At 73.0% G+C, this 19,559-nt stretch carries 18 protein-coding genes, 1 tRNA gene and 1 riboswitch; of the genes, 10 read left to right on the top strand and 9 right to left on the bottom strand.

The genetic code is table 11. From position 1 onward, the window contains the following. Positions 1-42: 42 nt before the first annotated feature. Positions 43-165: riboswitch (FMN riboswitch) on the top strand. A gap of 48 nt (positions 166-213) precedes the next feature. The 7 genes from ribD to BLQ67_RS11705 all read left to right on the top strand — a co-directional run bounded on the left by ribD (position 214) and on the right by BLQ67_RS11705 (position 6,587). Further along, positions 214-1,302 (top strand): bifunctional diaminohydroxyphosphoribosylaminopyrimidine deaminase/5-amino-6-(5-phosphoribosylamino)uracil reductase RibD, encoded by a 1,089-nt coding sequence (ribD, locus tag BLQ67_RS11735; RefSeq protein WP_231945039.1) that lies wholly within the window; start codon positions 214-216, stop codon positions 1,300-1,302. Between the two features lie 4 nt (positions 1,303-1,306). Beyond that, entirely contained in the window at positions 1,307-1,948 is a 642-nt protein-coding gene (locus BLQ67_RS11730) for a riboflavin synthase (protein WP_092505270.1), read from the top strand. Then, positions 1,945-3,210, top strand: a complete 1,266-nt coding sequence (ribB, locus tag BLQ67_RS11725; RefSeq protein ID WP_092505268.1) for a 3,4-dihydroxy-2-butanone-4-phosphate synthase — start codon at positions 1,945-1,947, stop codon at positions 3,208-3,210. Before BLQ67_RS11730 ends, ribB begins: the two co-directional genes overlap by 4 nt. Position 3,211: 1 nt before the next feature. Then, a complete protein-coding gene (gene ribH / locus BLQ67_RS11720) occupies positions 3,212-3,676 on the top strand; it encodes a 6,7-dimethyl-8-ribityllumazine synthase (protein ID WP_092505266.1) in 465 nt (154 codons plus the stop codon). A gap of 94 nt (positions 3,677-3,770) precedes the next feature. Next, a complete protein-coding gene (locus tag BLQ67_RS11715) occupies positions 3,771-4,523 on the top strand; it encodes a hypothetical protein (protein ID WP_092505264.1) in 753 nt (250 codons plus the stop codon). 75 nt (positions 4,524-4,598) lie between these two features. Beyond that, positions 4,599-5,999 carry an MFS transporter gene (locus BLQ67_RS11710; RefSeq protein ID WP_092505262.1) on the top strand — a complete coding sequence of 467 codons (1,401 nt, stop codon included), beginning with the start codon at positions 4,599-4,601 and terminating at the stop codon, positions 5,997-5,999. A gap of 123 nt (positions 6,000-6,122) precedes the next feature. Further along, entirely contained in the window at positions 6,123-6,587 is a 465-nt protein-coding gene (locus tag BLQ67_RS11705) for a hypothetical protein (protein WP_092505260.1), read from the top strand. A 13-nt stretch (positions 6,588-6,600) separates the two neighbouring features. Here BLQ67_RS11705 and BLQ67_RS11700 read toward each other — a convergent pair whose 3' ends face one another. From BLQ67_RS11700 to BLQ67_RS11690, 3 genes are read right to left on the bottom strand one after another with little or no spacing between them, the layout of a single operon-like run. Beyond that, the gene (locus BLQ67_RS11700; protein WP_407922471.1) at positions 6,601-7,428 is read right to left on the bottom strand and encodes an ABC transporter permease; all 828 of its coding nucleotides are present in this window, start codon (positions 7,426-7,428) and stop codon (positions 6,601-6,603) included. After that, positions 7,425-8,273 (bottom strand): ABC transporter permease, encoded by an 849-nt coding sequence (locus BLQ67_RS11695; RefSeq protein WP_092505258.1) that lies wholly within the window; start codon positions 8,271-8,273, stop codon positions 7,425-7,427. The genes BLQ67_RS11700 and BLQ67_RS11695 overlap by 4 nt, the downstream gene beginning before the upstream one ends. Next, positions 8,270-9,193 carry an ABC transporter ATP-binding protein gene (locus tag BLQ67_RS11690; RefSeq protein WP_092506918.1) on the bottom strand — a complete coding sequence of 308 codons (924 nt, stop codon included), beginning with the start codon at positions 9,191-9,193 and terminating at the stop codon, positions 8,270-8,272. The genes BLQ67_RS11695 and BLQ67_RS11690 overlap by 4 nt, the downstream gene beginning before the upstream one ends. A 77-nt stretch (positions 9,194-9,270) precedes the next feature. On the opposite strand from BLQ67_RS11690, the gene BLQ67_RS11685 reads away from it, so the two are divergent. Further along, positions 9,271-11,112 carry an ABC transporter ATP-binding protein gene (locus BLQ67_RS11685; RefSeq protein ID WP_231945038.1) on the top strand — a complete coding sequence of 614 codons (1,842 nt, stop codon included), beginning with the start codon at positions 9,271-9,273 and terminating at the stop codon, positions 11,110-11,112. Positions 11,113-11,243: 131 nt separating this feature from the next. On the opposite strand, the gene BLQ67_RS11680 is transcribed toward BLQ67_RS11685, so the two are convergent. Together BLQ67_RS11680 and gabT are read right to left on the bottom strand one after the other, a co-directional pair. Next, positions 11,244-12,713 (bottom strand): NAD-dependent succinate-semialdehyde dehydrogenase, encoded by a 1,470-nt coding sequence (locus BLQ67_RS11680; protein ID WP_092505254.1) that lies wholly within the window; start codon positions 12,711-12,713, stop codon positions 11,244-11,246. Positions 12,714-12,764: 51 nt separating this feature from the next. Further along, positions 12,765-14,120 (bottom strand): 4-aminobutyrate--2-oxoglutarate transaminase, encoded by a 1,356-nt coding sequence (gene gabT / locus BLQ67_RS11675; RefSeq protein WP_092505252.1) that lies wholly within the window; start codon positions 14,118-14,120, stop codon positions 12,765-12,767. A gap of 114 nt (positions 14,121-14,234) precedes the next feature. Between gabT and BLQ67_RS11670 the strand changes: the two genes are divergently transcribed. Further along, the gene (locus tag BLQ67_RS11670) at positions 14,235-15,698 is read left to right on the top strand and encodes a PucR family transcriptional regulator ligand-binding domain-containing protein (protein ID WP_172802313.1); all 1,464 of its coding nucleotides are present in this window, start codon (positions 14,235-14,237) and stop codon (positions 15,696-15,698) included. A 98-nt stretch (positions 15,699-15,796) separates the two neighbouring features. On the opposite strand, the gene BLQ67_RS11665 is transcribed toward BLQ67_RS11670, so the two are convergent. Genes BLQ67_RS11665 through BLQ67_RS11655 form a run of 3 tightly spaced genes read right to left on the bottom strand, consistent with a single transcriptional unit; the run spans position 15,797 to position 19,035 of the window. Continuing rightward, positions 15,797-17,983, bottom strand: coding sequence for an MMPL family transporter (locus tag BLQ67_RS11665; protein WP_231945037.1), 2,187 nt, complete (start codon positions 17,981-17,983; stop codon positions 15,797-15,799). Beyond that, complete coding sequence (locus BLQ67_RS11660; protein WP_092505248.1) at positions 17,980-18,543, bottom strand: isochorismatase family protein; 564 nt, start codon at positions 18,541-18,543, stop codon at positions 17,980-17,982. Before BLQ67_RS11660 ends, BLQ67_RS11665 begins: the two co-directional genes overlap by 4 nt. A gap of 60 nt (positions 18,544-18,603) precedes the next feature. Beyond that, positions 18,604-19,035, bottom strand: coding sequence for a MarR family winged helix-turn-helix transcriptional regulator (locus BLQ67_RS11655; protein ID WP_231945036.1), 432 nt, complete (start codon positions 19,033-19,035; stop codon positions 18,604-18,606). A gap of 72 nt (positions 19,036-19,107) precedes the next feature. Here BLQ67_RS11655 and BLQ67_RS11650 point away from each other — a divergent pair, with 72 nt between their 5' ends. Next, positions 19,108-19,404 carry a hypothetical protein gene (locus BLQ67_RS11650; RefSeq protein WP_092505246.1) on the top strand — a complete coding sequence of 99 codons (297 nt, stop codon included), beginning with the start codon at positions 19,108-19,110 and terminating at the stop codon, positions 19,402-19,404. Positions 19,405-19,453: 49 nt separating this feature from the next. Here the strand turns inward: BLQ67_RS11650 and BLQ67_RS11645 are convergent. Beyond that, positions 19,454-19,526 (bottom strand) — tRNA-Thr (locus BLQ67_RS11645). Between the last annotated feature and the right edge of the window lie 33 nt (positions 19,527-19,559).

The raw sequence follows: 19,559 nt of genomic DNA, 5'->3' as shown, positions 1-19,559 counted from the left end.
TGAACCCCGACGGGCGCGAGTTGTAGGCTTCCGATACACGTCGAGTGCTCACGGGGTCAGTGCAAGTCTGAACCGGCGGTCAGAGTCCGCGAACCTCCCATCCCGGGAGGCCGAGCAGGTGGAATTCCTGCACCGACGGTGAGAGTCCGGATGGAAGTGACACTCCGAGGTGGGATGCTTCCGCGCGCCCACGGCCTCGACGCCGGAGGATTCGTGGCGACAGGACAGGTGGCGGCAGCCGCCCCGACCGGTGCCGAGCGCGCCGCGCTCGGACTGGCCGTCGCGCTCGCGCCGCAGGGTCCGCGAGGCCACAACCCGCAGGTCGGCTGCGTCATCCTCGCCGCCGACGGCGCCGTGCTCGCCGAGGGCTGGCACCGGGGCGCGGGCACGCCGCACGCCGAGGTGGACGCGCTGTCGCACCTCGCCTGCGGCGCCGCGCGTGGCGCCACGGCGGTCGTGACGCTCGAGCCGTGCAACCACACCGGTCGCACGGGCCCGTGCGCCGAGGCGCTCATCGACGCCGGCATCGCCCGCGTCGTCTATGCCGTCGTCGACCCAGGCAAGGCGTCGTCGGGCGGCGCGCAGCGTCTGCGCGACGCGGGCGTCGACGTCGTGCACGCGCCCGACGACGATGCCGAGGCCCTCATCGACGGCTGGCGCTTCGCGCTGCAGCACGAGCGCCCTCGCGTGACCGTGAAGTGGGCGCAGTCGCTCGACGGTCGCGCCGCCGCCGCCGACGGCACGAGCCAGTGGATCACCGGCCCCGACGCCCGCGCGCACGTGCACCGGCAGCGCTCGCTCCACGACGCCATCGCCGTCGGCACCGGCACCCTCATCGCCGACGACCCGCAGCTCACCGCCCGCGTGCCGCTCGCCGACGGCAGCGACGACCCCGCGACGCCGCAGCCGGTGCCCGTCGTCGTCGGCCATCGAAGCGTGCCGTCGTTCGCACGCCTCCGCGACCACCCACGCCGCCACCTCCACGTCCACGGCCTCCCGAACGAGTGGCTCCGCGAGCTGTGGACGAAGCACGGCATCCAGTCGCTCTACGTCGAGGGCGGGCCCACGCTCGCCTCCGCCGTCGTCGCCGCCGGGCTCGCCGACCGCATCCACTGCTACGTCGCGCCCACGCTGCTGGGCGGACCGCGCACCGCCATGGGTGACGTCGGCGTCGCCACGATCGACGAGCAGCTGCTGCTCGACGACGTGCAGGTCGAGGCCCTGGGCCGCGACCTGCTCGTCAGCGCCATCCCACGACCCGCCACCATCCGACCTGCCGCCACCGCGGCGAAGGAGGGCTGACCCCATGTTCACCGGGCTCATCGAGGAGATCGGCGAGGTCGTCGCGCTCGACCACGACGGCGACTCCGCCAGGCTCACCGTGCGCGGACCGCTCGCGGTCTCCGACGTCACCCACGGCGCCTCCATCGCCGTCAACGGCCTGTGCCTCACCGTCGTCGAGCAGACGGCCGACGCCTTCACCGCCGACGTCATGGCGGTGTCGCTGCGCATGTCCCAGCTGGGCGACCTCGCCGTCGGCGACCGCGTCAACCTCGAGCGCGCCGCCCAGGTGGGCGACCGGCTCGGCGGCCACATCGTGCAGGGCCACGTCGACGGCACCGCGACGGTGCTCGAGACCGAGGACGGCGACGCGTGGCGTCGCGTGCGCCTCACGCTCGACGACGACCTCGCGCCCTACGTGGCGCGCAAGGGATCCATCACGCTGCAAGGCGTGAGCCTCACGGTCTCGGGCCTGAGCGACGAGACCGAGGCTGCGCAGTGGCTCGAGGTGTCGCTCATCCCCGAGACCCTCGAGGCCACGACACTCGGGGCGCTCGTGCCCGGCGACCGCGTCAACGTCGAGACCGACGTCGTCGCGCGCCACGTGGCACGCATGCTGCGCCTCGAGCAGGCAGGACGCATCACGACCGCAGGAGCGCAGGCATGATCGGCACCATCGAGCAGGCGGTGCGCGCGCTGCGCGACGGCCGCCCCGTCGTCGTCGTCGACGACGAGGGCCGGGAGAACGAAGGCGACCTCGTGCTCGCCGCCGAGCTCGCGACGCCCGAGCAGATCGCGTTCCTCGTGCGCCACTCCTCCGGCTTCCTCTGCGCGCCGCTCACGGGCGCCGTCGCCGACCGGCTGCAGCTGCCGCTCATGGTCGAGGCGAACGAGGACCTGCGCCAGACGGCGTACACGGTGACGGTCGACGCCGCCGACCGCGCCACGACGGGCATCTCCGCCGACGACCGCGCGCACACGCTGCGCGTGCTCGCCGACCCGGCCTCGGGCCCCGGCGACCTGCGTCGCCCCGGCCACGTCGTGCCGCTGCGCGCCGTCGACGGCGGCGTGCGCGTGCGCCCCGGCCACACCGAGGCGACCGTCGACCTCCTCGCCCTCGCGGGCCTGCAGCCCGTCGGCGTCATCGGCGAGCTCGTCGAGGACACCGGCGAGATGCGTCGCCTGCCCTCGCTCATCGCGTTCGGCGAGGAGCACGACCTCGTCGTCGTGACGATCGAGGACCTCGTCGCCCATCTCGACGCCGGCGCCGTCGCCACCATCGCGCCCGTCGACCCCGCGCTCGCGACCCGCGTGCGGTACGAGGTGTGCACGACCGTGCCGACCGTGCACGGCGACTTCCGCATGTTCGCCTACCGCGACCTCGTGACGGGCGCCGACCACGTCGCGATCGTCGCCGGCCACCCCGTCGCCGACGGCGCGCTCGTGCGCATCCACTCGGAATGCCTCACGGGCGAGGCGTTCGGCTCGCTGAAGTGCGAGTGCGGGCCGCAGCTCGACGCAGCGCTGCAGCGCATCCACGAGGCCGGCGAGGGCGTCGTCGTGTACCTGCGCGGCCAGGAGGGGCGCGGCATCGGCCTCATCAACAAGCTGAAGGCGTACCGCCTGCAGGAGGACGGCCTCGACACCCTCGACGCCAACCTCGCCCTCGGCCTGCCCGCCGACGCCCGCGAGTACGGCGCCGCCGCGGCCATCCTGCGCGAGCTCGGCCTCGCGAGCATCCGCCTGCTGTCGAACAACCCCGAGAAGGCGGCGCAGCTCGAGCGGCACGGCATCGCCATCGCGGCGCGCGAGCCGCTCGTCGTCGGCGTCGGCGACTTCAACGAGGGCTACCTCGAGACCAAGCGCGACCGCATGGGGCACGTGCTGCCCGAGCAGATCGTCGCCGCACCCATCACGACGGGAGACTGACATGGCCGGCTCCGGCGCACCGCACCTCGACCTCGACGCCTCAGGGCTGCAGGTCACGATCGTCTACGGCCAGTGGCACGACCTCATCGCCGGCGGCCTGCTGGGCGGCGCGCGCCGCTCGCTCGCGGCGATGGGCGCGACCGTGACCGAGATCCCCGTCGCCGGCGCCTTCGAGCTGTCGGTCGTGGCGCAGGCGGCGCTCGAGCGCGGCGCCGACGCCGTCGTGGCGCTCGGCGTCATCCTGCGCGGCGGCACGCCTCACTTCGACTACATCGCCCACGCCGCGACCGCCGGGCTCACCGACGTCGCGATCCGCACGGGCAAGCCCGTCGGCTTCGGCGTGCTCACGATCGACGACGAGAGCCAGGGCATCGACCGCGCCGGCCTGCCCGGCTCGAAGGAGGACACGGGTGCGAAGGCGGCCGAGGCCGCCGTCGGCGCCGCGCTGGCGATCCGCGCGCTCTGACGCTGCCTCGCTCGCGTCGAGTCCGCACGTGACTCGCACGGGATGCGGATGCGGTGCCCCGCGCGCTCCCGGCGGCGGCGCGTAGCGTCGCCGCATGCCCCGCATCCGAGCCGTCATCGCCGTCGCGATCGCCGTGCTCGTCGTGCCACTCGCTGCGTGCGTCGCGGGGCCCGCGCCCGAGACGACGCACCACGAGCCGTTCATCGATCGCGCGCTCGTCTCGCAGGACGACGACCCCGACGACGTCACGGCGCCGACGACGTACCGCGTCGACCATCCCGAGCACCTCGCCGCGCTCGAGGCGCTCATCGTCGAGCACGACGCGTTCGGCGACCAGGGTGACGAGCCCATCCACGCCGACGGGCAGCGCACGAGCCTCACGTACTGGACGCTGCAGACCGGCGAGGCGGTGCACATCCGATTCCGGCTCGACGACGACTCGAGCGACTTCGAGCGCGAGGTCGACGCGCTCGTCGCCAGCTGGATCGCCGCCGACGAGCTGACCGTCGAGCACCCGCCGATCCCCCAGCCCGGCACCGGGCCGAGCCTCGACCTCGACGCCGGCCTCACGCTCGCGACCGCCGTGCAGTCCGAGGGGCCGCTCGGCGACGGCACCGCAGGGCTGCAGCGCGCCGACGCCGCCTCGCTCGCCGCCCTCGCCGACGTGCTCACGCAGCCCGAGACCGAGCCCGACGACATCGAGTGCGTGTGGACGACCACCACGTCGGTGATCGCGACCGATGCGACCGGCGCGACCGCGACGTTCGAGGCATCGTCGTGCGGCGCGACCGGCCGAGACCAGGCGCTCGGGCAGCTCGTGGCCGAGTGGGCGGCCGAGGACGCCTGACGACGCGCAGCCGCGCGTGCGCACCGCCGCACATCCGCGTGGCTAGGCTCTTCCCAGCACTTCTGAAGGAGCCTCATGGCTGACGCATCCCCCACCACGACCGCCGAGAAGCCCGCGAACTCGCGCGGCCGGGTCATCTTCGCGAGCCTCATCGGCACGTCGATCGAGTTCTACGACTTCTACATCTACGCGACCGCCGCCGTGCTCGTGTTCCCGGCCCTCTTCTTCCCGGCCGAGAACGAGACGGCCCAGCTGCTGTCGTCGCTCGCGACGTTCGGCGTCGCCTTCGTCGCCCGCCCGATCGGCTCGATCCTCTTCGGCCACTTCGGCGACCGCATCGGCCGCAAGACCACCCTCGTCGCCTCGCTGCTGACGATGGGCATCGCGACCGTGCTCATCGGCTGCCTGCCGACGGCGCTCACGCCCGGCTGGGAGATCGCCGCCCCCGCGCTCCTCGCGCTCATGCGCTTCTGCCAGGGCCTCGGCCTCGGCGGCGAGTGGTCGGGCGCCGCGCTGCTCGCCACCGAGAACGCCCCCGCTGGCAAGCGCGCCATCTACGGCACCTTCCCGCAGCTCGGCGCCCCCATCGGATTCATCCTCGCGAACACGATCTTCATCGCGATCACCTACACGCTCACGCCCGAGCAGTTCCAGCAGTTCGGCTGGCGCATCCCGTTCCTCCTCTCGGCGATCCTCGTCGCCGTCGGCCTCTACGTGCGTCTCAAGCTCATCGAGACGCCCGCGTTCACGAAGGTCGTCGAGCGCAACGAGGTCGTGAAGGTGCCGCTCGGCCGCGTCTTCAAGCACAACTGGGTGCAGCTCATCCAGGGCACGCTCATCATGTTCGCGACGTACGTGCTCTTCTACCTCATGACCACGTTCACGCTCACGTTCGGCACCCGTGCCGCGACCGAGGAGCAGGCGGCCGCCGCCGCCGAGGCCGCCGGCCAGCCGTTCAACCCCGACACGTTCGTGCCGGGCCTCGGCTTCCAGCGCATCGACTTCCTCTGGCTGCTCATCATCGGCGTCGTGTTCTTCGGCATCTTCACGCTCGTCGCCGGCCCGCTCGCCGAGCGCTTCGGCCGCAAGTGGATGCTCGCCGGCGTCTCGGCGCTCATCGTCGTGTTCGGCCTGCTGTGGGTGCCGCTGTTCGGCAGCGGCTTCGTGGGCATCATGCTCGCGCTCATCCTCGGCTTCACGCTCATGGGCCTCACGTTCGGCCCGATGGCGGCGTTCCTGCCCGAGCTGTTCCCCGCGAACGTGCGCTACACGGGCTCGGCGCTCGCGTACAACCTGTCGAGCGTCATCGGCGCCGCACCGGCCTCGTTCGTCGCCGTCGCCCTCTGGGGTGCCGCCGGCGGCTCGCCGCTGCTCGTCGGCCTCTACCTGTCGGCCGCGGCAGCGATCACGCTCGTCGTGCTGCTCGTGTCGAAGGACACGCGCGACAACGACTACGTCAACACGACGTCGGCCTGACGCACGAGCCTCGCCCCCGGTTGGGGCGGGATCGACGACTCGGAGGGGATGCGGATCGCATCCCCTCCTGTCGTTCGCGCAGGTCGCGGGTGGCGTGCGGATGCGCGGCGTAGCGTCGCCGACATGGCTTGCAGCATCCGCCTCATCGTCGTCGCTCCGCTCGCCGCCGCAGCGCTCGCGCTCGGCGGCTGCGTCGTCACGCCCGACGTCATCGAGCCCGACGTGCCCTGCGGCGCGGTGGCCGTGCATCCGCTGCCCGCGTGCACGCAGATGCCGATGCTCGCTGCCGAGTCGGCCACCTACGCGCAGACGCAGGCGCTGCCCGACTTCGACAGCGCCACCTACCTCGTGACCGACGACGCCGCGCTCGCCGAGCTCGACGCGCTGCTGTCGAGCCGGGTGCGGGGCGACGTCACGATCCTCGGCGACTGCGACGGCGGCCGCACGACCGAGCTCGTCGTCGAGTCCGCGACCCTCGGCACCGTCACGGTGCTCGTCGACACCTGCACGGGCGATCCGCTCGCCGACGACGTCGACGACCCCGTCTCCGGCTGGCACGACGCGGGCGTCGGCACGCCGGTGCCGTGACCGCCGTGCGGCGTCAGCGCAGGAAGAGCGCCTTGAGCCGCGACGTCGTGAAGACGATGCCGAGCACCGACATCACCGCGAGGTAGCCGACGTGGATCGCGAGCGACCAGTCGACGACCCCGAGCGTGAGCTGCCGCATCATGTCGACGCCGTGCCACAGCGGCATCGCCATGATGATCCACTGGATGGTCGGCGGGTAGACCTCGATGGGGAAGAACGTGGCCGACAGCAGGAACATCGGCATCATGACGAAGTAGACGTAGTCGAGATGCTGGAACGTCTTCATGTAGCTCGTGATCGCCATGCCGAGGCTCGCGAACGCGAACGCGATGAGCACGGCGGCAGGGATGGCGAGCAGCGCCGTCGGCGACAGGTTGAGCCCCATGATCGTCGTCACGGCCATGAAGCCGCACGCGTAGAGGAAGCCGCGGAACAGCGCCATGAAGATCTCGCCGAGCGCGACGTCGAGCGGGCCGAGCGACGTCGACAGCATGCCGTCGTAGAGCTTGCCGTAGTGCATCTTGAAGAACACGTTCATCGTCGAGTCGAAGACGGCGCCGTTCATCGCCGACACCGCCATGAGCGCCGGCGCGATGTACGCGGCGTACGGCACCTCGACGCCGCGGTACTCGAGCACGCCGATGAGCGTGCCGAGGCCGATGCCCATCGACAGCAGGTAGAAGATCGGCTCGAAGAACCCCGACACCACGACCGTGAGGTTGTTGCGACGCATCACGTGCATGCCGCGGCCGATGACGGCACGCGCGTTGCCTGCGTAGATGCCCGACAGCGGGCCGCGGGGGCGCTGCGTCAGCAGCGGCTCGCTGGTGTGCACGGTCACAGGTCGAGCCTCCTCCGGAACACCTTCACCGCGAGCAGGAAGCCGACGACGGCGAAGCCCACGAGCACGGCGACGTGCACGGCCAGCAGCCACGCCGCGACCGGAGCGCCGTACAGCGCCCAGCGGCCGAGGTCGACCGCGTGCCACAGCGGCGAGATCCATCCGATCCATTGCAGGAACCACGGCAGCGTCTCGAGCGGGAAGTACGTGCCCGAGAACAGCATGAGCGGCAGCGTCACGAATCGGTCGATGAAGTTCAGCTGCCCGCGGTCCTGCTCCTGGTGCGCCGCCCACGCCGTGACCGGCAGGGCGACGGCGAGCACGAGCATCCAGGCGATCGGCACGAGCCACAGCGCGCGGGGCGAGTCGGTGACGCCGAGCAGCCAGATCGCGACGACGTAGACGATCGACAGCGGGATGACGCGCACGAGCGTGCCGATCGTGTACCCGACGACCATCTGCGCCGGGCTCACGGGGCTCGAGCGCATCGCGAGGAAGATCGGCACCCACTTGAAGCCGCCGAAGACGCCGTACGTCGACTCCTGCGCCGCCGTCTGCATCGCAGAGCCGAGCACGAGCGCCGGTGCGAGGAACAGCAGGAAGTCGGCGCCACCGACGTCCTGCCCGCCCTGCGCGTCGTTCACGACGATCGCGAGCCCGAAGCCCAGGCCCGCGACGTAGAGGAACGGCGAGGCGAGCCCGAGGCCGATCCACGTGCCCACGTACGCGCGCATGGCACGGATGCGCTGCTCGGCGACGTACCACCAGCCGAGCCGGCGCGAGCGGCGCGCCGCGGCGATGCCGAGCGCCACCTGGTCGGCCTGGGCGCTGGTCGCAGCGCTCATTCGATGAGCGTGCGGCCGGTGAGCCTGAGGAACACGTCCTCGAGGCTCGAGCGTCGCACGAGGCTCGTGATGGGCTTGAGGTCCTTCGCATGGATGGCCTGCAGCGCGGCGTCGCCGTCGTGCGCGTAGACGAGGATGCGGTCGGGCAGCACCTCGAGGCGGTCGCCGATGCCCTGCATCGCGGCGGCGGCCTCGGCGTTGCGGCTCGAGCCGAAGCGCACCTCGAGCACCTCGCGCGACGAGTGCTCGCGGATGAGCGACGCCGGGCTGCCCTCGGCGACGATGCGGCCGTGGTCGACGACCACGAGGCGGTCGCACAGCTGCTCGGCCTCGTCCATGAAGTGCGTCGTGAGCACGAGCGTCGTGCCGCGCTCCTTGAGCCGGAAGAGGCGATCCCACAGGATGTGGCGCGCCTGCGGGTCGAGGCCCGTCGTGGGCTCGTCGAGCAGCAGGATGCGCGGCTCGTTCATGAGGCCGCGCGCGATCGTGAGGCGCCGCTTCATGCCGCCGGAGAGGTCGTCGACGCGCGCCTTCGCCTTCTCCTCGAGCTGCGCGAACGCGAGCAGCTCGTCGGCGCGCTGCTGCACGACCGCGCGCGGCAGGCCGAAGTAGCGGCCGTAGACGACGAGGTTGTCGCGCGCCCGCAGCTCGGTGTCGAGCGTGTCGGCCTGCGGCACGACGCCCAGCTGCGCGCGGATCTCGGGCCCGTGGTCGTTCGTGTCGAGCCCGAGCACGTCGAGCGTGCCGTCGGTGCGCGTCGAGACGGCCGAGATCATGCGCATCGTCGTCGACTTGCCGGCCCCGTTGGGGCCGAGGAAGCCGAACGACTCCCCCTGCTCGATGTCGAAGTCGATGCCATCGACGGCGGTGAAGTCGCCGTAGCGCTTGACGAGTCCTCTTGCGGAGATGACGGCGGGCACGAGCACTCACTGTAGCCCCGGCCGCCGACACCGCATCCGGCGGGCAGGTCATGCCCGCGGTGGGAGGATGGATGTCGATGAGCGAGCGACGAGGATTCCTGCGGCGACCCAAGCAGGACGGCGGCCCCACGGCATCCGTGCGGGAGCTCCTCCCCTACCTCTTCCCCAAGAAGGGCCTGCTCGCGGGCGCGCTCGTGCTGTCGGTGCTCGGCGCCGTCACGAGCCTCGTGCAGCCGCTGCTCGTGCAGCAGATCATCACGGCCGTGCAGGACTCCGAGCCGCTGCGCTGGCTGCCGTGGGTGCTCGTGATCCTCGTGCTCGCCGACGCGGCGCTCGGCGGCTTCCAGCACTTCCTGCTGCAGATCCTCGGCGAGCACGTCGTGCTGCGCACGCGCACGCAGCTCGTCGCGCGCCTGCTGCACCTGCCGATCGCGGAGTTCGACCAGCGCCGCACGGGCGACCTCGTCTCGCGCGTCGGCTCCGACACCACGTTGCTGCGCGCCGTGCTCACGCAGGGCCTCGTCGAGTCGGTCGGCGGCCTGCTGACGTTCGTCGGCGCCATCGTGGCGATGCTCGTCATCGACCCCGCGCTCTTCGGCCTCACGTTGCTCGTCGTCGTCGTCGCGTTCGCGGCCGTGCTCGTCGTCATGCCGATGCTCACGCGCGCCACGCGACAGGCGCAGGAGCAGGTCGGCCACCTCACGAGCGCGCTCGAGCGGGCGATCTCGGCCGTGCGCACCGTGCGCGCGTCGAACGCGACCGACCGCGAGGTCGCCGTCGTCGGCGAGCGCAGCGAGGCCGCGTTCGACGCCGGCGTACGCGTCGCGCGCATCTCGGCCCTCGTGGTGCCGATCGCGGGCATCGCCGTGCAGGTGGCGTTCCTCGTCGTCATCGGCGTCGGCGGCCTGCGCGTCGCGACGGGCGACCTGTCGATCGCCGCGCTCGTCGGCTTCCTGATGTTCCTGTCGTACATGATCTTCCCGCTCGGCCAGATGATCGGCGCCGTCACCGCGGTGTCGACGGCGCTCGGCGCGCTCGGCCGCATCCAGGAGATCGTGCGCCTCGCCCCCGAGGACGCCGGCGACCTCGCCGTCGACGAGGCCCCCACGGGCGACGCGGTGGCGTTCGAGGGCGTCTCGTTCCGCTACCCCGAGTCGGTCGTGCGCTCGCGCCTCGAGGCCGACGGTGCGTCGGCGGATGCGGCGGACGAGGATGCGCCGGTCGAGTCGCCCACGGTGCTGCACGACGTGTCGTTCACGGTCGCGCCCGGCACGCGCACGGCCATCGTGGGCCCGTCGGGCGCAGGCAAGTCCACGCTCTTCGCGCTCGTCGAGCGGTTCTACGACCCGACCGACGGTCGCATCGTCGTGAGCGGCCGCGACGTGCGCTCGGTCGAGCGCCGCGCGCTGCGCGCCGGCATCGGCTACGTCGAGCAGGATGCGCCCGTGCTGGCCGGCACCATCCGCGACAACCTGCTGCTCGCCTCCCCCGACGCGACCGACGAGCGCCTGCTCGAGGTGCTGGGGCGCGTGAACCTGCGCGAGGTCGTCGACCGCTCGCCCGAGGGGCTGGATGCGGTCGTGGGCGAGCGCGGCGTGCGCCTGTCGGGCGGCGAGCGCCAGCGGCTCGCGATCGCCCGCGCGCTGCTGTCGGCGCCGGCGGTGCTGCTGCTCGACGAGTCGACGTCGAGCCTCGACGGCCGCAACGAGGCGCAGCTGCAGGGCGCGATCGACGAGGTCGCCGCGGGCCGCACGCTGCTCGTCATCGCCCACCGCCTGTCGACGGTCGTCGACGCCGACCAGATCGTCGTGCTCGACCAGGGCCGCGTCGCCGCCACGGGCACGCACGCCGAGCTGCTCGCCTCGAGCCCGCTCTACCGCGAGCTCGCCGAGCACCAGCTCCTCGTCGCCCAGCGTTGAGGGCTTCGGCCCGATGCGAGGTCACATCGGGCCGAAACCCTCAACCCGGCAGACGAATGGAGGTTCTCGGCCCTTTCTGATGTCAGAAAGGGCCGAGAACCTCCAAAGGTTTGGCGCCCGGAGGCGCGGGATCAGGCGTAGGGGTTGGGCATGAGCGTGTACTTCGTCTCGAGGTACTCGTAGATGCCCTCGGCGCCGCCCTCGCGGCCCAGGCCCGACTGCTTCACGCCGCCGAACGGGCCGGCCGCGTTCGACACGACGCCCACGTTGAGGCCCATCATGCCCGTATCGATGAGGTCGATCATGCGCTGGCCGCGCGCCGCATCCTGCGTGAAGACGTAGCCGACGAGGCCGTACTCGGTCGCGTTCGCGAGCGACACCGCCTCCGCCTCGGTCGAGAAGCGCTGGATGCCGACGACGGGTCCGAAGATCTCCTCGACCGACACCGACATGTCGGCAGAGACGCGGTCGATGACCGTCGGCTCGAAGAACGAGCCCGCGCCCTCGATCGCCTTGCCGCCCGTCGTGACGACGGCGCCGGCGGCGACGGCCTCGTCGACGAGGCGCACGGCGTTCGTGACGGCCTTCTGCTCGACGAGCGGGCCGATCTGCACGCCGTCCTCCGTGCCGCGGCCGACCTTCATGGCCTTGACCTTCTCGGTGATGCGGGCCGAGAACTCGTCGGCGACCGACTCGTGCACGATGAACCGGTTCGCCGCCGTGCACGCCTGGCCGATGTTGCGGAACTTCGCGAGCATCGCGCCCTCGACCGCCTTGTCGAGGTCCGCATCCTCGAACACGACGAACGGGGCGTTGCCGCCGAGCTCCATGGATGCCTTGAGCACGTTGTCGGCCGCCTGCTTCAGCAGGCCGACGCCGACGGGCGTCGAGCCCGTGAACGACACCTTGCGCAGGCGGTCGTCGCTCATGATGCGGTCGGTGAGCGCGCCCGTCGACTTCGTGGTGACGACGTTGATGACGCCCTTGGGCAGGCCGGCGTCCTCGAGCAGCTGCGCGAACGCGAGCGTCGTGAGCGGCGTGAGCGTCGCGGGCTTCACGACCGCGGTGCAGCCGGCGGCGATCGCGGGGGCGATCTTGCGCGTCGCCATCGCGAGCGGGAAGTTCCACGGGGTGATGAGGTAGCACGGGCCCACGGGGCGGTGCGTCACGATCATCTGGCCGGTGCCCTCGGGGTTCTGCGCGTAGCGGCCGCCGATGCGCACGGCCTCCTCCGAGAACCAGCGCAGGAACTCGCCGCCGTAGGCGACCTCGCCGCGCGCCTCGGCGAGCGGCTTGCCCATCTCGAGGGTCATGAGCAGCGCGAAGTCCTCCTTGCGCTCCTGCAGCAGCTCCCATGCCTTGCGCAGGATCTCGCCGCGCACGCGTGCGGGCGTGCGGGCCCAGTCGTCCTGCGCGGCGACGGCGGCGTCGAGGGCGCGCACGCCGTCGGCGACCGAGCCGTTCGCGATCGTCTTGATGACCTCGCCGGTGGACGGGTCGGTCACGTCGATCGTGCCGTCCTCGCCGGCGACCCACTCGCCATCGATGTACAGCGCGCCGTGCACGCCCTCGAGCAGCGCGGTCTCGTCGTGGTGCGTCATGATGCTCCTTCGCAGATCTGTCTTCAGCCTATGCGGATGGATGGGTGCGGCTCAGGCGTCGGCGATGGCCGCGCACAGGATGTCGAGCGCCTCGCGCAGCAGGTCGTCGCCGATGGCGAGCGGCGGGAGGAGGCGCACGACGTTCCCGTCGGTGCCGCACGTGAGCAGCACGACGCCCTGCGCGTGCACGGCGGCGGCGACGCGCTTCGTGAGGTCGGCGTCGGGGCGACCGGTGGCGGGGTCGACGAGCTCGATGGCGAGCATGGCGCCGCGGCCGCGCACGTCGCCGATGCGGGCGTCGCCGGCCTGCGCCGCGAGGAGGCGCTCGAGGGCGATGGCCTCGATCTCGCGGGCGCGGTCGACGAGGCCGTCCTCGAAGGCGGCGATGGCCGCGAGCGCTGCGGCGCAGGCGACGGGGTTGCCGCCGTACGTGCCGCCCAGCCCGCCGGCGTGCGCCGCATCCATGATCTCGGCGCGACCCGTGACGGCCGAGAGCGGCAGGCCGCCGGCGAGGCCCTTGGCGGTCACGACGAGGTCGGGCTCGAAGCCGAAGTGCTCGGAGGCGAACATCGCGCCGGTGCGGGCGAAGCCCGTCTGCACCTCGTCGGCGATCACGACGATGCCGTGGCTGCGCGCCCAGTCGCCGAGCGCGGGCAGGAAGCCGTCGGCGGGCACGACGAAGCCGCCCTCGCCCTGGATGGGCTCGATGATGACGGCGGCGATCTCGTCGGTCTCGACCTGGCGCTCGATGCGCTCGATGGCGATGCGGGCCGCCTCGGCGCCCGAGAGGCCGTCGCGGAACGGGTACGACATGGGGGCGCGGTGCACCTCGGCGCCGAACGGGCCGAAGCCGCGCTTGTACGGCATCGACTTGGCGGTGAGGGCCATCGTGAGGCTCGTGCGGCCGTGGTAGGCGTGGTCGAAGGCGACGATCGTCGAGCGGCGCGTGGCCGAGCGGGCGATCTTCACGGCGTTCTCGACGGCCTCGGCGCCCGAGTTGAACAAGGCGGTGCGCTTGGCGAAGTCGCCGGGCGTGAGGCGGTTGAGCGCCTCGGCGACCTCGACGTAGCCCTCGTAGCCCGTGACGGTGAAGCACGTGTGCGTGAACTGCTCGAGCTGCGCGGATGCGGCGGCGACGACGCCGGGGTCGGCGTTGCCGACGGAGGTGACGGCGATGCCCGAGCCGAGGTCGATGAGCGAGTTGCCGTCGACGTCCACGATGACGCCGCCGCCGGCCGCGGCGACGAAGACCGGCATCGTCATGCCGACGCCGCGCGCGACGGCGTCGGACTTGCGAGCCAGGAGCGCCTGGGATGCGGGGCCGGGGATGGCGGTGACGAGGCGACGCTCCTGCGGCAGCGACGGGCCGCCGTGCGGGGTCGTGGGGGCGGGGGCGTGCAGCGTCATCGCGGGCTCCTGTCGAGGTGTGGTGCTGCTCACGGTAGGCAGCGCATCCCTGATTCACGGGTGCCATGTCGGCAGATTCATGCGTGAGTGATGCCGTCGTGGCACGATGGCCGCATGGCCACCCGCACGCCCACGCTCGCGACCGTCGAGGCGCTCGTCGCCGAGCCGTCGCTCGCGCTGCACGCGGTCGTCGCGGGCGACGACCGGCACGCGCGGCCGATCTCGTGGATCGCGAGCTCCGACCTCGCCGACCCCACGCCGTTCCTCGCGCCCGAGCACGTGCTGCTCACGACCGGCAGGCAGCTCGTCGGCGGCGACACGACGGCGCCGCGCTACGTGCGCGCGCTCGTCGACGCCGGCGTGCTGGGCCTCGGCTTCGGCACGGGCCTGCACTCCCCCGACGTGCCGCCCGCGCTCGTCGACGCCGCCCTCGCGGCCGACCTGCCGCTCTTCGAGGTGCCGTACGACACGTCGTTCCTCGCGATCATCCGCTGGAACGCCGAGCGCGGCGCCGCGCGCGAGCGGTGGGCAGCCGACGCGCAGCGCGCGATCGGTGCGGCCGCGAGCCGCGCGGACGGCGCCGCCGCGGTCGTGCGCACGGTCGCGCGCGAGCTGGGTGCCGACGTCGCGCTGCTCGACGAGCGCGCCCGCACGCGCGCCGCGTCGACGGCGAGCGTCGACGAGGCGCTCGTCGACGAGGTGCGCGCGGCGCTGCGCACCGGCCGCCGCACGGCGCGCACCATCGAGCGCGACGACGGCGGGTGGATGCTCGTGCAGTCGCTCGGCGGCGCGGGCCGCGTGCACGGCGCGCTGGCCCTCGCCGGCACGGAGGCGCTCGACGCCCCCGCACGCTCGGTCGTGACGACGGCAGCGGCGCTGCTCGACCTCGCGCTCGCGTCGTCGCAGGGCGCGCGCGACCGCGTCGCGGCGTTCGAGGGCGCCATCGTGGAGCACGCGCTCGCCGGCGGCGCCGAGCAGGCGGCCGTGCTGCTCGCCCGCGTCGGCGAGGCGCTGCCCGCCGAGCCCATCGTCGTCGCCGCCGTCGACGGCACGGCGCCCATCGACGCGGAAGCGCCGGGCCCGGTCCTCGCCGCCACCCGCGACGAGCGCACGCTCGTCGTCGCCGCCGACGTGCATCGGGCGGCGGTCGCGAGCGCGATCGACGCGACCGCGGGCTGGAGCCTGCCGACCACGTGGGCGCACGCCGCGACCGCCGTCGCCCAGGCGTCGACGGCGCTCGACCGCGCGCGCCGCGACGGCACCGCATCCGCCACCTTCTCCCCCGGCGACGACGGCCTGCTGGGCCTGCTCGGCGACGAGGCCGTGCGCGCCGCCGCCGCGGCGCACCTCGGCGCGCTGCTCGCGACCGACGACGGGCGCGCATCCCTCGCGCTCGCCCGCGTGTGGTTCGCGCACGACTGCGCGTGGGACGCCGCGGCCCGCGCCGCCGGCATGCACCGGCACTCGCTGCGCGACCGCATCCTCGCCCTCGGCCGCGCGCTGGGCCTCGACCTGCAGGGCTTCGCCGACCGCGCGACCCTGTGGGCGTGGCTGCAGGCGACCGCGGAGCCCGGCTGACGGTTGCGAGGTGCGGTTGCTGCACTCGGGTGCGGTTGCTGCACTCGGGTGCGGTTGCAACGGCACCTCAGTGCAGCAACCGCACCTCGCAACGGAGCTCAGTCCTTCGGCACGCCCCGCGACAGCCGCGACGGCCACCACGTCGCCCGCCCGATCTCGAGCGACAGCGCCGGCACGAGCAGCGAGCGCACGAGCACGGTGTCGATGAGCACGCCGAGCGCGACGATGATCGCGATCTGCAGCAGGAACAGCACGGGGATCACCGCGAGCGCCGCGAACGTCGCCGCCAGCACGACACCTGCGGAGGTGATGACGCTGCCCGTGACCCGCAGGCCCGTGAGCACGCCCTCGCGGTGCCCACGCCGCAGCGCCTCCTCGCGCACCCGGGTCATGAGGAAGATGTTGTAGTCGACCCCGAGCGCGACGAGGAACACGAACGCGAACAGCGGCACCGACGGATCCATCGCCTCGCGCCCCATGGCGTGCAGGATGAGCGCGCCGACGCCCAGCGCCGTGCCGAACGACAGCACGGTCGTGAGGATGAGCAGGATCGGCGCGACGATCGCCCGCAGCAGCAGCGCGAGGATCACGAGAATCACGGCGAGCACGATCGGGATGATGAGCGCGCGGTCGTGGATGGCCGTGTCGTTCGTGTCGACGGCCGTCGCGGTCGTGCCGCCGACGAGCGCGTCGCCGAGGTCGGCGTCGGCGAGCGCGGCGCGCAGATCGCGCACCGCCTGCTGCGCGGCGTCGGAGTCGGGGGCGGCGTCGAGCGTGAGCTGCAGCAGCACCCGCCCGTCGACGACCTGCGGCTCGCCCGTCGGCATGCCGGGCACGGGCGCGGCGTCGTCGACGGGCACGGTGCCGCCCGGCGCGTCCTCGCTCGTCGCTGCCACGGCGTCCACGCCGTCGACGCCCACGGCGACGTCGGCGACGGCCTCGAGGTCGCCCTCGGCGGCCAGCACGTACGTCGGCGCGCCCGACCCGCCGGGGAAGTGGTCGGAGAGCACGGCCTGGCCGTCGCGCGCCTGCGACTCCCCCACGACGAACTCGCTCGACGGCACGCCGTTCGGCTGCAGCTGCGTCATGCCGACGGCGCCGGCGGCGAGCACGATCGCCGTGACGATCCACACGGGGCGCGGGCGGCGCCCGACGAGCGCGGCGACGCGGCCCCACAGTCCCACCTTCTCGGCCTTCGCGTGCGTCGGCGCGTGCTCGTGCGCACCGTGGTGGCGCGGCGCGACGGGCCAGAACGCGACGCGGCCGACGGCGTAGAGCAGCGCGGGCAGCATCGTGAGGCCCGCGAGCAGCGCCATCGCGATGCCGATCGCGGCGACGGGGCCGAGCTGGCGGTTCGACTGCAGGTCCGACAGCAGCAGGCACAGCAGGCCCGCGATGACCGTGCCGCCCGACGCGAGGATCGGCTCGAACGAGCCCTTCCACGCCGCGAGCGTCGCATCCCACCGCCTCGCGTGCTGCGCGAGCGCCTCGCGGTAGCGCGCGGTGTAGAGCAGCGCGTAGTCGGTCGCGGCGCCGACGACGAGGATGAAGAGGATGCCCTGCGTCTGCCCCGAGAGCTGCAGGATGCCGGCCTTCGCGAGCGAGAACACGACGAGGATCGCGAGGCACAGCGCCGCGACCGACGTGAGCAGCACGAGGATCGGCAGCAGCGGCGAGCGGTACACGATCACGAGGATCACGAGCACGGCCGCGAGGGCGACGAGCAGCAGGATGCCGTCGATGCCGCTGAACGCCTCGGCGATGTCGGCGGCGAAGCCCGCGGGGCCGGTCACGGCGCCCGTGAGCCCGTCGGGCGCGTCGGCGACGAGGTCGCGGATGGCGTCGACGGCGACGTCGACCGCCTCCGACTCGCTCGAGTCGACGATCGCGACGATCTGCACGGCCTCGCCGTCGTCGCTCGGGATCGCGGGCGACGCCTCGACGACGCCGTCGACCGCGGCCACCGCCTCGGCGAGCGTCTGCGCGTCGGCGAGCTGGTCGTCGGTGAGCGCGCCGTCGCCCTCGAGCACGACGATCGCGGGGATGCGATCGTCGCCCAGGAAGCCCGGCAGCGCCTCCTGCACGGCCGTCGCATCCGCCGACTGCGGCAGGAACGCCGCCTGATCGTTCTCGACGACCTCGTCGAGGCGCCCGAAGGTCGGGCCGCCGACGCCGAGCGCCGCGATCCAGCCGACGATGAGCACGGCGGGGATGACGGCGCGCAGCCACCTGGGCACGCGAGGCGTGGCCGAGCGCTGCGGCTCGGCGCGAGTGGGCGCGGTCACCGGACCGCGACGCCCGCGTCGGCGAGCTCGGTGAGGGCCGCGGCGCGCGTGCCGGGGGCGACGGCGGCGGTGAGGGCGTCGAGCACGGTGACGGTCGGCACGACGGGCAGGCCGTCGAGCGCCGACGCCTTCACGCAGTAGTCGGTCGCGATGCCGACGACGACGAGCTCGTCGATGCCGCGCGCGTCGAGGATGCTCGCGAGCGTCGCGCCATCCTCGGTCTCGCCCTCGAACGCCGAGTAGGCGGGCTCGCCCTGGCCCTTGTAGACGTGCACGTCGACGAGCGACCGGTCGAGCGCCGGGTGGTACGCGGCGCCGGGCGTGCCTGCGACGCAGTGCACGGGCCACGTGTCGACGAAGTCGGGCTCGCCGGTCGCGAAGTGGCCGCCGTTGTCGTCGTCGCCGTGGTGCCAGTCGCGGCTCGCGACGACGAGGTCGTAGGCGCTCGCGCGCACGTGGTCGGTGATGGCGGCCGCGACGGCCGCGCCGCCCTCGCAGCCGAGGGCTCCGCCCTCGGTGAAGTCGTTCTGGACGTCGACGATGAGGAGCGCACGGGCCATGCGTCAGATCCTACGCTGGCTGACCTTCAGGCGCCAGAGCGAAGCGGATGCGAGCCGCGCCTACGACCAGCGCCTGGCGCTGAGGGCCTGCACGATCTGCAGCAGCTGCGCCCGCAGCGCATCCGCGTCGTCGACGGCCGGGATCGCGCGCGCCTCGAGCGACCGCGCCTGCGCCCACGCCGCCTCCCCCGCAGCCGTGCGCGCCACGAGGCGCGAGCGCCGATCGGCGGGGTCGAGGGTGCGCTCGACGTGCCCCTCGCGCTCGAGCCGGTCGACGGTGCGCGAGATGGTCTGCACCTCGACGCGCGCCCGCCTGGCGAGCTCGGCCTGCGCGAGCGGCCCGTCGCCGAGCAGGTCGAGCACGACGAGGCCCGCGTGCGTGATGCCCGCGCCCTGCAGCGTGTCGTGCCACTCGTGCTCCACGAGGCGCGCGGCCATCGCCAGCAGTCGGCCCGTGGGCCAGTCGCGCATGTCGGGGGCAGCATCGGGCACGACACTCACCGTATCCCCGGGGTCTGCACCTAGCATCCGACGCACCAGCACCCACCGTCCCCGGGGAGTCCCATGCACCACGTCCAGGGCGCCATCCGCCGCAAGCTGCCGTCGCTCATCCTGCTGTTCGTGCTGTGCGCGCTCGTGCTCGTCTTCGCCCCGAGCTCGGGCGGCCTCGCGATCACGGCCATCGCCTGCGGCCTCTTCGCCCTCGGGCTGGGCGTGCTCGCGTTCCTGCCGCTGGGCGCGAAGCCCGAGGTGCAGCACCAGCAGCCCGTGCAGCCGCCGTCGCCCGGCCCCGCGGGCCAGCAAGGCCTCTCGGGTCCCATGCAGGCCGGCCCGCCACCGGGCCCGCCCGCTGCCGGCTGACGCCGCACACGACGAAGGCCCCCGCTGCTGCGGGGGCCTTCGGTGTCGGAGCCACCCGAGGGAATCGAACCCTCGACCTATTCATTACGAGTGAATCGCTCTGCCAACTGAGCTAGGGCGGCGTGTGCCGCATGCGGCACGAGAAGCAATGCTAG

Source organism: Agrococcus jejuensis, assembly GCF_900099705.1.
In the GTDB taxonomy this organism is placed as follows: domain Bacteria; phylum Actinomycetota; class Actinomycetes; order Actinomycetales; family Microbacteriaceae; genus Agrococcus; species Agrococcus jejuensis.
Note: the sequence above shows the minus strand (reverse complement) of the source record. Positions and strands in the feature narration are given on the sequence as shown.

Coding starts and splice junctions, on each gene's coding strand:
- BLQ67_RS11710 (WP_092505262.1), top strand. CDS start 4,599: ATGGCTGACGCATCCCCCACCACGACCGCCGAGAAGCCCGCGAACTCG.
- BLQ67_RS11685 (WP_231945038.1), top strand. CDS start 9,271: ATGAGCGAGCGACGAGGATTCCTGCGGCGACCCAAGCAGGACGGCGGC.
- BLQ67_RS11680 (WP_092505254.1), bottom strand. CDS start 12,713: ATGACGCACCACGACGAGACCGCGCTGCTCGAGGGCGTGCACGGCGCG.
- ribH (WP_092505266.1), top strand. CDS start 3,212: ATGGCCGGCTCCGGCGCACCGCACCTCGACCTCGACGCCTCAGGGCTG.
- BLQ67_RS11650 (WP_092505246.1), top strand. CDS start 19,108: ATGCACCACGTCCAGGGCGCCATCCGCCGCAAGCTGCCGTCGCTCATC.
- BLQ67_RS11715 (WP_092505264.1), top strand. CDS start 3,771: ATGCCCCGCATCCGAGCCGTCATCGCCGTCGCGATCGCCGTGCTCGTC.
- BLQ67_RS11695 (WP_092505258.1), bottom strand. CDS start 8,273: ATGAGCGCTGCGACCAGCGCCCAGGCCGACCAGGTGGCGCTCGGCATC.
- ribB (WP_092505268.1), top strand. CDS start 1,945: ATGATCGGCACCATCGAGCAGGCGGTGCGCGCGCTGCGCGACGGCCGC.
- BLQ67_RS11660 (WP_092505248.1), bottom strand. CDS start 18,543: ATGGCCCGTGCGCTCCTCATCGTCGACGTCCAGAACGACTTCACCGAG.
- BLQ67_RS11705 (WP_092505260.1), top strand. CDS start 6,123: ATGGCTTGCAGCATCCGCCTCATCGTCGTCGCTCCGCTCGCCGCCGCA.
- gabT (WP_092505252.1), bottom strand. CDS start 14,120: ATGACGCTGCACGCCCCCGCCCCCACGACCCCGCACGGCGGCCCGTCG.
- BLQ67_RS11730 (WP_092505270.1), top strand. CDS start 1,307: ATGTTCACCGGGCTCATCGAGGAGATCGGCGAGGTCGTCGCGCTCGAC.
- BLQ67_RS11670 (WP_172802313.1), top strand. CDS start 14,235: ATGGCCACCCGCACGCCCACGCTCGCGACCGTCGAGGCGCTCGTCGCC.